This window comes from Paenibacillus pasadenensis (genome assembly GCF_023715725.1).
Lineage (GTDB): Bacteria > Bacillota > Bacilli > Paenibacillales > Paenibacillaceae > Paenibacillus_O > Paenibacillus_O pasadenensis_A.
Map to the genome: position 1 here is coordinate 122,125 of NZ_JAMBOT010000003.1, position 14,466 is coordinate 136,590.

The 14,466-nt window shown below is 47.2% G+C and carries 11 protein-coding genes; 4 read left to right on the top strand and 7 right to left on the bottom strand.

The window, feature by feature from the left end:
* Nucleotides 1-14 precede the first annotated feature (14 nt).
* Nucleotides 15-1,220 (bottom strand): ABC transporter ATP-binding protein, encoded by a 1,206-nt coding sequence (locus M3223_RS09765; protein WP_251561115.1) that lies wholly within the window; start codon nucleotides 1,218-1,220, stop codon nucleotides 15-17.
* A 17-nt stretch (nucleotides 1,221-1,237) separates the two neighbouring features.
* Nucleotides 1,238-2,698 carry an ABC transporter permease gene (locus M3223_RS09770; protein WP_251561116.1) on the bottom strand — a complete coding sequence of 487 codons (1,461 nt, stop codon included), beginning with the start codon at nucleotides 2,696-2,698 and terminating at the stop codon, nucleotides 1,238-1,240.
* Between M3223_RS09770 and M3223_RS09775 the strand changes: the two genes are divergently transcribed.
* Complete coding sequence (locus M3223_RS09775) at nucleotides 2,697-5,183, top strand: O-antigen ligase family protein (RefSeq protein WP_251561117.1); 2,487 nt, start codon at nucleotides 2,697-2,699, stop codon at nucleotides 5,181-5,183. The two genes, M3223_RS09770 and M3223_RS09775, sit on opposite strands and share 2 nt — an antisense overlap.
* A 709-nt stretch (nucleotides 5,184-5,892) precedes the next feature.
* On the top strand, nucleotides 5,893-7,488 hold the full coding sequence (locus M3223_RS09780) for an S-layer homology domain-containing protein (protein ID WP_251561118.1): 1,596 nt from the start codon (nucleotides 5,893-5,895) through the stop codon (nucleotides 7,486-7,488).
* A 120-nt stretch (nucleotides 7,489-7,608) separates the two neighbouring features.
* On the opposite strand, the gene M3223_RS09785 is transcribed toward M3223_RS09780, so the two are convergent.
* The 3 genes from M3223_RS09785 to M3223_RS09795 all read right to left on the bottom strand — a co-directional run bounded on the left by M3223_RS09785 (nucleotide 7,609) and on the right by M3223_RS09795 (nucleotide 10,466).
* Nucleotides 7,609-9,273: a glutamine--tRNA ligase/YqeY domain fusion protein gene (locus tag M3223_RS09785; protein WP_251561119.1), complete on the bottom strand. Its 1,665-nt coding sequence runs from the start codon at nucleotides 9,271-9,273 to the stop codon at nucleotides 7,609-7,611.
* 82 nt (nucleotides 9,274-9,355) lie between these two features.
* Nucleotides 9,356-9,892 carry a glutathione peroxidase gene (locus tag M3223_RS09790; protein ID WP_251561120.1) on the bottom strand — a complete coding sequence of 179 codons (537 nt, stop codon included), beginning with the start codon at nucleotides 9,890-9,892 and terminating at the stop codon, nucleotides 9,356-9,358.
* 1 nt (nucleotide 9,893) lies between these two features.
* Entirely contained in the window at nucleotides 9,894-10,466 is a 573-nt protein-coding gene (locus M3223_RS09795) for a MarR family winged helix-turn-helix transcriptional regulator (RefSeq protein WP_251561121.1), read from the bottom strand.
* A gap of 200 nt (nucleotides 10,467-10,666) precedes the next feature.
* Here M3223_RS09795 and bioB point away from each other — a divergent pair, with 200 nt between their 5' ends.
* Nucleotides 10,667-11,731 carry a biotin synthase BioB gene (gene bioB / locus M3223_RS09800; RefSeq protein ID WP_251561122.1) on the top strand — a complete coding sequence of 355 codons (1,065 nt, stop codon included), beginning with the start codon at nucleotides 10,667-10,669 and terminating at the stop codon, nucleotides 11,729-11,731.
* A 129-nt stretch (nucleotides 11,732-11,860) separates the two neighbouring features.
* On the opposite strand, the gene M3223_RS09805 is transcribed toward bioB, so the two are convergent.
* A complete protein-coding gene (locus tag M3223_RS09805; protein ID WP_251561123.1) occupies nucleotides 11,861-12,355 on the bottom strand; it encodes a CcdC family protein in 495 nt (164 codons plus the stop codon).
* 205 nt (nucleotides 12,356-12,560) lie between these two features.
* Nucleotides 12,561-13,094: a type 1 glutamine amidotransferase domain-containing protein gene (locus M3223_RS09810; RefSeq protein WP_251561124.1), complete on the bottom strand. Its 534-nt coding sequence runs from the start codon at nucleotides 13,092-13,094 to the stop codon at nucleotides 12,561-12,563.
* 171 nt (nucleotides 13,095-13,265) lie between these two features.
* Between M3223_RS09810 and M3223_RS09815 the strand changes: the two genes are divergently transcribed.
* Complete coding sequence (locus M3223_RS09815; protein WP_251561125.1) at nucleotides 13,266-14,384, top strand: stalk domain-containing protein; 1,119 nt, start codon at nucleotides 13,266-13,268, stop codon at nucleotides 14,382-14,384.
* Nucleotides 14,385-14,466 lie beyond the last annotated feature (82 nt).

Consider the following 14,466-nt stretch of genomic DNA (forward strand, 5'->3'; position numbering starts at 1 on the left):
CGCTTGTCTCCCTTCTACTCCCAATGATGTTCCATAGCAATTAATCCTTCAGCGACATATGGCGATTTGACAAAAAAGGACTTTACCTTAGCTTTATAATCAATTGGTACATGGGCGTTAGCTTCAAATAGTGCCACATCAAATGTATAGGAGCCACCTAACAAAATAATTTTATTATAAATCAATCTAACTCTATTTGACCCGAGCTCATATTTAATTTCATGCTGATCTAATAATGTATTCAAGCCACTTACATATATATTGTCGATTGTGTGAATTGCAATTCCTACTACAATGGAATGTAGATTATTCTTATTCATAACAAATTCAACTTCAACGTTCAGGCATTCTCCATAGGAGATTTCATCTACTTCTTCACCTGCAGCATTTTTGATAACAAAAGATTCAATATAACCAATCGTATCCTCAGTCAAAACACGTTCGACTGGCTCAGTAGCCTTTTCTTCATTTAAAACAACCTCTAGGGTGCCGTATTTGAGGTAATCTGTATAACGATCACAAATGGTTTCAGTATGTCCTTGAGCAACAACTAAACCTTCGTTTATCCATATGGCTCTATGGCAATATCTCTTAATGCTATTTATATCGTGTGAAACAAATAGAATTGTCTTCCCTCTAGAACGAAGTTCATTAAACTTTTCCATACATTTAATTTGAAATTTCAAGTCCCCCACTGCGAGAGCTTCATCCACAATCAAGATATCCGGATCGACGTTTATAGCTACAGAAAAAGCCAGCCTAGCAAACATACCGCTTGAATAAGCTTTTACAGGTTGATGGATAAACTCTCCGATATCTGCAAAAGCCAATATTCCTTCTATCTTCTCACTCATTTCCTCTTTAGAGAACCCTAACATCATGCCATTCAAATAAATATTTTCCATACCAGTATATTCCAAATTGAATCCTGCTCCCAACTCTAAGAGAGCAGAGATTTTCCCATTAACTTCAATACTGCCTGAGGTTGGAGAAACCACACCTGTAATTATTTTTAAAAGTGTAGACTTCCCCGATCCGTTCTTTCCGATAATGCCAACAATTTCACCCTTACCTATTTCAATGCTAACATTGCTGAGAGCATTAAATTCGCGACTATACTTCTTACGCTTCAGGCTCGTGGCCTCTTTCAGACGATCAACCGGTTTTGCATAGAGCTTATATGTTTTGTGTATATTTCTCGCACTAATAAGAGTTGCCAAGCTATTACCTCCAAACATTAAAGAACATCGGCAAAATGGGGTCTCAATCGTTTAAAAATAAAAGTTCCAAGCCAAAGTACAGCTATTGTAAACGTCCAAAAATAGATTGTTTGATTATAACGCTCCACCATCCAGACATGTCCAATTAAAGCATCCCTATACCCTTCAACTACGTAAAACATTGGATTCAGCTTCATCAACCAATGAAGCCTTTGCGGCATCATACTAATATTCCATAAGATCGGTGTTAGCCACATCCCAAATTGCAACACAATACTAATGAATTGCCCTATATCCTTCAAAAATAGTATTAATGAAGAGGTCAACAAGGATAGTGCATATGCAAGCACAATCATACAAATAGAATAATATAAAATTTGAATGTAATATAAATCAGGATAATAACCATACAATCCAAAAACAATAAAGCTCAAAAGTATAAAGAATATATGGACATATAAACTTGAAACTAATTTAACGACAGGCAAAATGTTAATGTTAAAGACAATCTTTTTAACTAAATAATTATATTCAAGCAGACTATACGTTCCATTAGTAACTGCATCTGAAAAGAAAAACCAGGGAACCAACCCTGCAATTAACCACAGAATGTATGGAGCATCCTGAACTGGCCCTGACCTGAATCCAATTTGAAAGACAAACCAGTAAATCAGAACCGTCGCTACAGGTTGAACAAATGCCCAAAAAATACCAAGGTAGGAACCCGAGTACTTGGTTTTGAAATCATTTTGGGATAGATTTCTAATCAAGTGTCTCTGTGCATAGAACTCTCTAATCCAATATAGTATTAACGTTCTTCTTTGAATGACAAGCGCTACGATTATCCCAGGAATAATTGAAATAAGAATATTGCTCAAAAAAAGTTCATTCTTAAAATCCTTTTTCATTTCCGCATAAACATTATCCGGAATCACAATCTCAAAATTAGGATCATGTTTATCAGCAATAATCTCTATATTTCTATTTTTTGATTTAATCGAACTAATATTATTAACCTTTTTTATACCGGTATCTTCCAATCCAATTCCATAAGACTTAAAACGAGTTGATACTATCATGTTTCCTAGTTGCCACACACCTTGATTATCTCCTAAATCAATTCTTAAAAACTGCCCCGACACTGTCCCATTAACAGAATCGTTTTGACCCAGTTTAACTTTAAAGGATTGCATTTCACTAAACTGATCACTATCACCGTAATAAACTTGAATATAGGAGTCCTGTTTGTTTTTTGCTTCAAATTGTAGTCTATATAAGCCTTCAGGAGAAGAAACAAAATGCAATAACGAGTTTATTAAGATCAGGCTTGTCAGAAACAAAACAAGAAACTTCAACTTCTTCATAACAAACACATTGTGATCCCCTTTAACGACATTCTTTTGCACATTTAAGTCGTTCGTATTAAAATATGTAAGAAAATTAATAGCTGCTGAACCCACTAAAAAGGAGTTTACCATGAATCGACAACCTTCACCACCGAAGTACATCAAAAAGGAAGATTCTGACGTTTCCCTATTAAAATGGTCAGCTATTCTCATGGCTGCTATTTTCTTCCTGGTGTACACCTTCAAGGCCGGGCTTTTCAACGGATACGACTTCAATTTCGAAAAGAAATTGATCGGAGCCTCGATCTATTCCCTCGTTTTTGTCCTTCTGATGTGCGTCCATCTATTTAAGGTATGGAACACGAACAGCTGGAAAGCGATTCTCTCCATCGCCGTTTGGCTGCTCCCTCTCAGCTTTGCGATTTCTTCCATCGGCGCCGCTTCCGACAATACAGCCAATATTATGACAATGGTTAGCTGTTTGTTAGCCGCATTTTTTGTGTTCGGTCTCTATTATAACGACAATCGTTATACGAGAGTTGCGCTGGAATCAATTCTCATTTTAACCAGCTATGTTCTGGTCTGGTTTGGAATCCTTAATTTATTCGGTCAGTACTGGTATCCGGACGCACTTTGGTTCCAGCTTGAAACGTATCGGATGACTTCTGTTTTCCAATATCCAAATACGTACGCCGCCTTGCTGATCGCCATTTTGCTTGCGGCAGCTTACTACACGACACATGCCAAAAAACGCATTTGGATCGGAATCCATGCGTTTATGCTCGTTCCTGTATTCGTTTCGTTCATGCTGACTTACTCCCGTGCAGCCCTGGTAGTTATTCCGCTTGCAGTGCTGCTGACGATGCCGTTCCTTAAAGTATCCAAACAGCTTATGTACGTTTTTCATTTGTTTATTACTGTCGCCATTTCCTTTGCGGTGCTCGGAACGATTGAATCCAAAGCATTCTCAATTGCTCAAAAGGTGCTGCGCTTTAACGATAACGGATCCCAGATCCCGCCGGAAAAGCTCATGCCTCTGTTCAGTTCTGAGGCTCTTACCGGATGGGGTGTTCTGATCGGAGCTTCAGTGGTCAGTTTGCTGCTGATTCTCGCTCTCCATCGTTGGATTGAGCCATGGCTTGAAACGAAGTTGGAACGTTTCTCCAAACGAAAAATTTCCTATCTGGCTGCGCCCGTATCCATGATTGTTTTAACCGTGCTAGGTGCCGTCCTTATTCTTTCGAGTTCAGCCGTACGTGATTTGCTGCCTACAAATCTGAGCGACCGACTGGAAAATATCAGCTTTAAGCAGCACAGCGTGCTTGAACGCGGTACTTTTTACGAAAATGGATTGAAAATTGTTGCCGACTACCCTCTATTCGGAACGGGCGGCGGCGGTTGGCAAGCCTTGTACCAGAAGTATCAGACAAACCCTTATACAAGTAACCAAACCCATAGCTATCTAATGCAAGTGCTTGTTGAGACCGGTTGGATCGGACTTCTGCTGCATCTTGGATTCTTCGTTCTGGCGTACTGGCTGTTTGTACGCAGCTGGATCCGCCATCCAGAAAAACGCGGAAACCAGTTAATCTACTTTATATTCACAGTATCTATACTGCTTCATAGCTTATTCGACTTTGACATGAGCTATATCTCAATTGCTGCCATCGTCTTCTTCTGTCTCGGAAGCATGGTTGGTTTTTATGATAAAGAACTGGAGCTACCGAAGTTTACCCTGAAAAACCAGAAGCTGAAACATATTTATCCGGCGGTTCTGTCTCTTGTTATTATCGTGACCGGCATTTTTGCTTACCGATTCTATGCTTCTTATATCCAGTTCGATAAAGCACGGACAATGGCTCAGCAGCAAGCGACGATTGACCAGATTTTCCCTGTATTAGATAAGGCGATTTCACTTTCTCCGTCTAATACCCAATACTATTTGGTAAAAGCGGATTGGCTTACACAGGTCTACAAACAGACTCAAAATGGCGATTATTTAGCACAGTCTAACGCTGTCCTTCAAAAAGCAGCGAGTCATGATCCTTACGACCGTCAGCTGATCCAGGAAAAGTACAAAAACCAATTGTTGGGCAATAATATCCCTGAAGCAATTAAAATTGTCAATGACGGACTGACTAAGTTCCCTTGGGACATTAGGTTTTATGAAATGGGAATAAAGCAGTATGCGGATCTCGGCTTACAGGAGAAGAACTCCCAAACCGGAACCTTCCAAGATCAATGGAATCAAGCAGCACTGCTTTACAAGGAAATTTTGGATCGCAAGGAGAAGTTGAAGCTGCTGCCAAAAGAACAGCTGCAGGGGCGCCCCTTCGACATCACAACAACGGGCAGACAAGCATTGGCTCAAATCGACTATTATTCGGGGCGTTACGCTGAAGCTGTAGAAATGTTGAAGCCGACCTTGGGAGATGCTCTCGTACCGCAAAATGAAATGGAAGAGGTCGTTGCAGCCGCGGCTACTTCTCGCTCTGCAATTCGCTATTATCTGGCTTCGTTGGAGAAACTGGGTCAAAACGACCCCGCTCTGAAAGAGAAGCTGGTTCAGGCAGATCCGAATGAGGAAGCTTTATTAAAAGAGTTAACCGCAAAGTAAGATACGACCACGATAGGGCGAAGCAGAATAATTAATCTGCCTCGTCCTATTTTAGTTTTTAAAGGGTGGTAATAACCTTTTACAATTTCCAATTCTAATACTGAAGATCAATCGTTTATACCTTCATTCATATCTCATTTAATCGTAATGGAACAGCTTACTCAAGCCTTCTGACAGACATAAAATTCCGCACATTTATAGGAAATAAAAAAAATTCTTCAAGAGGCGCAACTTTTAGAGGTATTCACGCGTCAAATTATACGTCCTGAATACGACAGCAAGTTTTGTGTTATGAATTTCATCCTAGACAGTACAGGCCAATAGCAAAAAATTTTTAGGCCTTAAGAGGTAGTATGCTCTATGGAATTGGAAATTTAGGAGTTAGAATTAACAACTCTAGCACAACTGAAATTTGAACAAGTCAGCATGTTATGTTCACTACTAAATTCTTTGCCAGGCTGTTTCGTTTTAAGTGCGGCTGTTTAAGAAGGAAGTAGCGCCTTAAAATCGACACTGATTGACAAAGCTTTATTGAAAACCTAATAATTCTTGATTTTTCCACAAAAACTCTTTTCTTCCAAAGAGAAGTTGATTATAATAACAACTGTCCTCGATTTCCTGGGAGAATAGTCTGAGAACACTATAAATTCAGGGGACTCTTGTTCCTTCCACTTACATATATTCACTTGAAAGGAGGTGAAAAGAAAAAATGAAAAAGCTTGTAACCAAAAAGACTGCGGCTTTGCTCGTCTTCATGATGGTTGTATCTGCATTGTCTCCAATTCTTGCTTTTGCGGCTTCCGGATTCAAAACAGCTACTGTTAACAACGGTTCTGTTACGGGTTCGATCTACGTAGACTCTGCTACTTACGCTTCTTACAGCGTATACGGTCAGAAACAAAACCGTATTGCGATTAACGTATACGGTGCTAACTCTACGGCAGCAGAACATGTCTACGCTACGTTCGATACATACGACGAAGCAAAAGGACAATACATTTACAAAATCGAACCGAAATCTGTTGCTTACTCGACTTACTACACTTTGTCCTACCTGGATTCCTCCGCGGTTGGCGGTGTAGTGTACAAGGAAGTGACGGATGGCTACACGCCTGGCGGTGGCTGGGGACCATGGTTCCCTGGAACTCCTGGTGGTGAAATCGTCGGTGCAGACGGCAAAGTTAACCGCGACCTGTTGATCGCAGCTCTGAAGGCAAATGAAAACGCCCGTATCAAAACTGCTACGGACACGGTTTATCTGCCTGCTGATGCGCTGCTGAACGGCAAAACGCTGACCATCTACAATGAGGCTGGCGTATCCATCACGCTTCCGCTTTCCGCACTGAAACTGGCTGACTTGGCTAAATCCCTCGGGGTTGAGCTTAAAGATCTGGTGATCCGTGTTGAAATGAAGAAGCTGACGGGCGATGCTGCGAAAGCAGTATCCGATGCTATCAGCGCTATCGGTGCTACCCAACTGGCTGATGCTTACGACTTCCGTGTCGTAGCTGTCGGTGGTGGCAAAGAAGTTGCGGTTGAGAAGTTTGGGCAATTCGTATCCCGTACGGTGCCTCTGACTTCTGCTGTTACGGAAAATGCTACAGGTGTCGTGTACAATCCGACTGCGAAAGAGCTGAGCTTCGTGCCTAGCACGTTCGCAACGGAGAACAACAAGACAATTGCTACGCTGAAACGTGACGGTACTTCCATCTACACGGTGATCCAAGGTAAAGCAGTGAAGTTCAGCGATGCGCTTCCACTGTGGTCCAAAGATCATATCGCGACTCTGTCCGAGAAACTGATCGTTGAAGGCACTGGCAAGAACATGTTCTCGCCTAACCGCAACATCACTCGTGCAGAATTCGCGGCGCTGGTTATCCGTTCGCTCGGAGTTCAGCCTGTAACGTCCTCGACCTACAAGTTCAACGACGTTCTGTCTTCCAAATGGTATGCTGGTACAGTAGCTGCTGCTGCTGAGATCGGCCTGGTGCTTGGAGATGGCAAAGGCAACTTCAACCCGAACGCGCCAATCACGCGTAAAGAGGTAGCAGCTATCGTCGTTCGCGCGACGGAGTTTGCCGGCAAATCCATCAAGCTGACTGATGCGGAAGCAACAGCAGCACTGGCTGGATTCAAGGACACCGCTAACCTCGGATGGGCAAAAGCTGAAGTAGCAGCCGCTGTTAAAGCCGGTCTGGTGCTTGGACAATCCTCGACTCTGATCGCAGGAAACGCCAACGCTACCCGTGCTGAAGCAGCAACGCTGATCGCTCGCTACCTGCCTAACGCTGGTCTTACGAACTAATCCTTCTTATATTCCAGTGTAAAGCGGCCCTTCGGGGTCGCTTTTCTGTTTTTCCATAAAAAGAACCTGCCTCTTCAAGTTTGAAGAAACAGGCTCCCTATAATTAATACATAACCCGTATTACCCCTTGACCGGGTTAAACGAGCTTTTCAGCGAAACGACACGGTTAAATACCGGACGTTCTGCTCCAGTCAGCTTCGGATCGACGCTGTAATAACCATGCCGGAAAAATTGGAATTTGTCGTTAGCCGCAGCTTCTTTCATCCCTGGCTCAACAAAACCTTCCAAAATTTGCAGCGATTCCGGATTGATACATTCCATGAACGGCTTGCCGCTCTCTTCTGCCTCGCTCGTAATGAGCGGCTCGAAGTGGCGGAATTCAGCCTTAACGGCATGTGATGCCTCGACCCAGTGCAGCGTTCCCTTCACCTTTCGGCCAGTAAATCCGCTGCCGCTCTTCGTCTCCACGTCATACGTGCAGCGAAGCTCAATCACTTCCCCAGCCTCGTCCTTGACGACTTCCTCACATTTAATGAAGTATGCATGTTTGAGACGCACCTCGTTGCCGGGGAACAGTCGGAAATATTTGGCCGGCGGATTTTCCATAAAATCATCCTGCTCGATATAAATCTCGCGGGAGAAAGGAATTTGCCGCGTGCCCATCTCTTCGTTTTCGTTGTTGTTCTCCGCTTCCAGCCACTCCACTTGTCCTTCCGGGTAGTTGGTAATGACCACCTTGAGCGGACGGACAACAGCCATCGTGCGCAATGTCTTCAGCTTCAGATCCTCGCGGATAAAATGCTCCAGCATTTGCTCGTCTACGATGCTGTTCGACTTGGCTACGCCGATTTCGCGGCAGAAGGTGCGAATCGCTTCCGGCGTAAAGCCTTTGCGGCGCAGCGCGCTGATTGTCGGCATACGCGGATCGTCCCAGCCGTCTACGGCTCCCTCGTCTACCAGCTGTTTCAGCTTGCGCTTGCTCATGACCGTATTGGTGAGGTTCAGCCGACCAAATTCGTACTGGCGCGGGCGGGCTTCCATCTCGCAATGCTCAATTGTCCAGTCGTACAACGGACGATGATCCTCGAACTCCAGCGTACAGATGGAGTGTGTAATACCCTCGATGGCGTCGCTCAGCGGATGCGCAAAATCATACATCGGATAGATGCACCAAGCGTCGCCAGTGCGATGATGATGGGCGTGGGAAATCCGGTACAGAGCCGGGTCGCGCAGCGTAATGTTCGGCGAGCTCATGTCGATTTTGGCGCGCAGCACTCTTGCGCCATTCGGGAATTCGCCAGCACGCATACGCGCAAACAGGTCCAGATTCTCCTCGACGCTGCGATCGCGGTAAGGGCTGTTGACGCCCGGCTTGGTGAGCGTTCCGCGCAGCTCGCGCATTTCTTCCGGCGTGGAATCGTCTACGTAAGCCAGACCTTTGCGGATGAGCAGAACCGCTCTTTCATAAAATTCCTCGAAGTAGTCCGACGCAAAGCGCAGCTCCTCCCAATCGAAGCCAAGCCAGCGGACATCCTCTTGAATGGACTCCACATATTCCGTATCTTCCTTAACCGGGTTTGTATCGTCAAACCTCAGATTGGTGCGTCCGCGGAACTCGTCGGCTAGCTCGAAGTTCAGGCAGATGGATTTGGCATGGCCAATATGCAAGTAACCGTTCGGCTCCGGGGGAAAACGCGTAGCGACTTGCTGCGTGCGGCCGCTCTCCACGTCGTCGACGACAATTGCGCGAATGAAATTAGAAACCGGAGGATTCTTCGTCTCCATGCGACCACCCAACCTCTCTATAAATTGTATCCTACTATTGTACACAAAATAGCCCCCTAATATAAGGGGGCTAGAGAGCAAGCTAGAGCTGCTTTTCAATTTCTCCCGTGATATCCTGCGGAAGCACGTTTGGCTCGAAGCGAGCGACGATTTCTCCGTTGCGGCCGACGAGGAATTTCGTGAAGTTCCATTTCACATCGTTGCTCTGCAGCTGCTCCGGGCTGAACATGCCTGCAAAACGCTGGCCGCTTGGCGAGGAATCAAAGCCCTGGAACGGCGCTTCCGAGGTCAGCTGCTGGAACAGCGGATGCGCGTTTTCACCGTTAACGTCGGTTTTGGCGAAGAGCGGGAAGGTTACGCCATAGTTCAATTGGCAGAACCCTTCAATTTCATCGCTGGAGCCGGGCTCTTGTCCGGCAAATTGATTGCTCGGGAAGCCGAGAATTTCCAGACCTTGGTCCTTATACTCGTTGTACAGCGCCTGCAGCCCCTCATATTGCGGGGTCAGACCGCATTTGCTGGCCGTATTGACGATCAGCAGAACCTTGCCTTTATAATCTTCCACTTGAGCGCCTTCACCTTTAAGCGTCTCCAGCTTATAGTTGTTCAGTGCAGCCATTTTAAATCTCCTCCTCATAGTGGTGTTGAATGACTTGATTAAGTCGCTGAAGCCTGATTCGCAGCTCGTCTGCCTCTTGAAGCAGCAGACCGGAAATTGCACTTAGACGATCCGGTATGCAAAATGCCTTTTCTTTCAACGCGCGGCCTTTGTCGGTCAAAAAAACCCTCAGCAGACGCTCGTCCGCACCGTCGCGCACCCGCCGAACCAAGCCAAATGTCTCCAGCTTTTTCAGCAATGGGGTTAAGGTGCCCGAATCCAGGAATAAACGCTGTCCCAAACTTTTGACCGACTCTCCGTCCTGCTCCCACAAAGCAAGCAAGGTGACGTATTGCGTATACGTCAGCCCCTCCTGAAGCTCCTGCAGCATCGGCCGGTACAACCGGGTGATTTCCTTGGAGCAAGCATAGAGGGCGAAGCACAGCTGCTGATCCAGTCCCAGCGAAACGCTGGCCGGTTCCCCGAGTTGATGCTCCGAGTCAGCATCTGCGCCGATTGGGCCAGCTTTGGCCGAAATGCTTTTGGCAGATAAATCATTGGAGTTTGGACCGCTCCGGGAATCGGATGGAGTCATGGCATGCGCCTCCGTTCAATTAAATTGTATACAATCAATCCGCTTATTCAGGTTAGCATGATGCCATTGTCATGTCAAATCTACTCTCCTCGAGCTTTACAGCCTATGGAAAGGCCTGCTAAACTAACACAGACTATATGTTAACCAAAATAATCTATAAATAGGTTAACAAATTTGGTAATAAGGAGCCCTCTTATTTTATGAACAATGCTGCAAAAGCCATTTCTCCGGAATCGTTATGGGAACAGCTCGCCGATAAAGCTTTGACCGGTATCATACCAAGCCGGGAAGAGGCCCGGGCGCTGCTGGAATCCGACGATGTTCAGCTGCTACCGCTGATGCAGGCGGCATTCCGCGTCCGCATGCATTATTTTGGGCGCAAGGTGAAGCTCAATATGCTGCTGAACGCCAAAAGCGGACTATGCCCGGAAGACTGCGGTTACTGCTCCCAATCCATTGTTTCCAACGCGCCAATCGCCAAATATGCGCTGCTTGACCGCGACACACTGCTCGCCGGAGCGAGAGAAGCTTATGCCAGAGGCGCAGGCACCTTCTGCATCGTTGCTTCGGGACGCGGGCCGAGCCGCGGGGAAACAGCCCGGATCGCAGATGTCGTCCGCGAAATTACGGCGGAGCTGCCGCTTAAAGTATGCGCCTGCCTCGGCCGGCTGACCGACGATCAGGCGAATCTGCTGCAGGATGCCGGCGTCAAGAGATACAATCACAACCTGAATACAAGCTCCTCCTATCATGACCAGGTTGTTTCGACGCATACCTACGACGACCGTCTGCAAACGTTGAACAGAGTTAAACAAGCCGGCATGTCTCCCTGCTCCGGCATCATTATCGGCATGGGGGAATCGCTGGATGACCGGATTGATATGGTGTTTGCGCTAAGAGAGCTCGGAGCGGATTCCATCCCGGTAAACTTCCTGCATCCAATCGAGGGAACTCCAATGGCGGACAAAAAGCCGGTTCGCCCCATGGAGGCGCTGCGCATGCTCGCGCTGCTCCGATTCGTCTGCCCGGATAAAGAGATTCGCGTCGCCGGCGGCCGCGAGCTTACGCTCCGCTCCTTGCAGCCGCTCGCTCTGTATGTGGCGAATTCAATTTTCCTCGGCGATTATTTAACAACCTCCGGCCAAGAATGGCGCAAAGACCACGACATGCTGGAGGATATGGGCTTTGAAATCGAACGTGTTACGCCGGAGGTCAGCGGCGAATGGGAGGCAGAGAGCCGTCCCATCCCGGAACAATGCGGATAACGCCAGCCCCCATCCATAACGCCGATTGAATTACTAATGCTCCCGCCCTCCCGAAACAACTTACGGCTTAACAATAAAAGCGCCTGAAGTTCCTAGTGGAACTTCAGGCGCTTTTAAATGTAAATAAACTTACACCGCTGCGCCGGAGCGCTCCTGATGCAGTCGGCGAAACTTGTACGCCATCGCCAGCCGCCAAGGCACAAGCATGCCAAAGGCGAGCAGGAAAAAGATCGACGCCGTTTGCATGACGGTTACATACTGCTCCACAACATCATGCAGCACCAGCCGAATCGCCAGTAAAATCAAAATCAGAAAGAAGAACGCTTTGGAGCGCCGCAGATAAACATCCTCGCCGACAAACTCCATTTTGGACGTCATGATGAGCGGGATGGAGAAAAACAACGCGCCAGCCGCAAAGGCGCCAAGCGCCCAGCTCACCGGAATATGCGTTTCCGGCACAACAAACATCAAAAAGCCCGTTGCCATGCCAAGCGGCGGAATCAATATTTTACGCAGAGTTGTCGGCTTGCGGGTGGAACGCACTCGGACCATAATAATCGCCAATCCGCCTAGCAGCGGAATGAGCAGAGACCATAAAGGTGAAATCTGAATGGAAAAATTCATCGTACATCGGCACTCCTCTTGGAGAATAGGCCGCGCCAGGCGGGAAACAGCTTCACCGACCGGGGCCTTTTGTACATCTTCTTCCATCGTATCGGAAATAGGGCTTTCGCGCAAATCCATTCGCGCCGGAGCGATAAATGAAGCCGTACACAAAGCCCCGCAGCTAAATGCTGCGGGGCTTTGTCCCTAAACGCTGAGGGCTGAATCAACGAGCCGACTGCGCGGAATGCGCCTCGATCCCTTTCAGCGTTTCTCGTATAAAGGCAGGCTCGTCCTGCGGCATGCGCGATGTGACAAAGTTTCTGTCCACAACGACCTCTTGATCGACGTAATGAGCTCCCGCATTTGCCAGGTCGTCTCGCAGAGCCGCGTAACAGGTCATCGTGCGGCCTTTAGCCAGACCGGCACTGATTATAATTTGCGGGCCATGGCAGATGGCGGCAATCGTTTTGCCCTGCTCGTCAAGCCGCTGGACAAAATGCTGAATGTCCGGTTCGTTGCGCAGCGCCTCCGGCGACGAACCGCCGGGAATGACAACTGCCGCATAATCCTCCGGTTTGGCGTCTCCAATCGCAAGCTCAGCGGTATATTCAGCTTTCTTTTGTTTACCTTGCAGCTTCTCGCCAGCCTTAAGGCCAATGACTACCGTCTCGTGACCTTCAGCGCGGATCGCATCATAGGGTGCCTGCATCTCGCTGTCCTCAAACTGCGGTCCGAGCAAAAACGCAATTTTTGCCATATCGATTCTCTCCTCTGCATGATGATCTCTTTAAGCACTCCCTCTTACTTACCCTTAACGATATGATCACAAACGAAACCTCAATTCGACAAAAATATTCCAAAATGAAACATTCACGAGCTTAACCGAGTCTAATTCATATAGAACAATTTTCCTTGAGGAGGAATTCAGATGAACATTCACACTCATTACCGCCGCGTATCGTCTACGCGCATGCTTTTACTGAGCCTCGCAGCAGCGTCCTTGATCGGCAGCTCCGTTGTGCCCGCACAAAACGCCATGGCTGCAGCTCCAACCGCACCTGCGTCTGTCAGCAGCACTGCAATAAAGGTGAGCACTAAATCGATTATTCGTACAGGCGATGCTTATAAAGCCGTTCTTTATATCCCTGTTATAAGCGGAATGACGGATGCGGGCTACCAGCAGAAGTTGAATCAAACGCTTGAAAACAATGCGCTGAAAACTCTGAACGTCATTCGCAAGCAAGCAGCCGATGATCTTGCCCAATCGAAAAAAGGCGGCTACCCCTTCCACAAACATGAGCTGAAGCTGCAATTTGCCGCGAATAAAGGCAGCTCGTTATCCGAGGGCGGTTTTATTTCCTTGAAGCTGCATACCTACATGTATACAGGCGGCGCTCACGGCATTTCAAACATTGAAACATACAATATCGCCAACGGCAAAAAAGCATCCGACATTACGTTAAAATCGATTTTCGGAAGCTCCTATGCCTCCATTGTGGACAAAGAAATCCGGCAGCAAATCAAGGCCAAGCCGGAGCTATATTTTGAAGACGGATTTACCGGCGTTAAGGCAAACCAACCGTTTTATATCCAAAACGGCAGCGTCCAAGTTGTGTTCCAGCCGTACGAAATTGCCCCTTACGCCACAGGCATTCCGGAGTTCAAGCTCTCCCTGCCGAAGGCCGATCCTGATCCATCCATGAAGGTAACCGTAAACGGCAAGGCTCTTGACGGAATTACGGTGACCCAGAGTAAAGAAGGCATTGCGATGATTCCCGTGCGCGGGCCGGCCGAGGCGCTCGGTTACCAGCTGAAGTGGAACACTGCGAAAAACACGCTGGAACTGCAAAAAGGAGACAGCTGGACCTCGGTAACAATAGACAGCGATAGTTACAGCAGCAATAACTCCGCGCCCGTCAGCCTGGGCTCCGCGCCTGTGCTGGATAAGCAAGGCCGCTTGACGGTTCCGCTAGCTCTATTCACCGAAATGTTGAAAGCCAAAGCCGAATACAGCAGCAGCGGCGACAAGGTCGACCTGCAAGCCTAGAGAATCATCCCGACTGACAACTCAATCTGCACAGCAAAGCCCCGCCTCCAGCCGAAAATCGGCTGTACAGCGGGGCTTTTTC

Bases quoted from the DNA above. Each gene is read 5' to 3' on its own strand.
- M3223_RS09775 (WP_251561117.1), top strand. From the start codon at position 2,697: ATGAATCGACAACCTTCACCACCGAAGTACATCAAAAAGGAAGATTCT.
- M3223_RS09770 (WP_251561116.1), bottom strand. From the start codon at position 2,698: ATGGTAAACTCCTTTTTAGTGGGTTCAGCAGCTATTAATTTTCTTACA.
- M3223_RS09780 (WP_251561118.1), top strand. From the start codon at position 5,893: ATGAAAAAGCTTGTAACCAAAAAGACTGCGGCTTTGCTCGTCTTCATG.
- M3223_RS09785 (WP_251561119.1), bottom strand. From the start codon at position 9,273: ATGGAGACGAAGAATCCTCCGGTTTCTAATTTCATTCGCGCAATTGTC.
- M3223_RS09790 (WP_251561120.1), bottom strand. From the start codon at position 9,892: ATGGCTGCACTGAACAACTATAAGCTGGAGACGCTTAAAGGTGAAGGC.
- M3223_RS09795 (WP_251561121.1), bottom strand. From the start codon at position 10,466: ATGACTCCATCCGATTCCCGGAGCGGTCCAAACTCCAATGATTTATCT.
- bioB (WP_251561122.1), top strand. From the start codon at position 10,667: ATGAACAATGCTGCAAAAGCCATTTCTCCGGAATCGTTATGGGAACAG.
- M3223_RS09805 (WP_251561123.1), bottom strand. From the start codon at position 12,355: ATGAATTTTTCCATTCAGATTTCACCTTTATGGTCTCTGCTCATTCCG.
- M3223_RS09810 (WP_251561124.1), bottom strand. From the start codon at position 13,094: ATGGCAAAAATTGCGTTTTTGCTCGGACCGCAGTTTGAGGACAGCGAG.
- M3223_RS09815 (WP_251561125.1), top strand. From the start codon at position 13,266: ATGAACATTCACACTCATTACCGCCGCGTATCGTCTACGCGCATGCTT.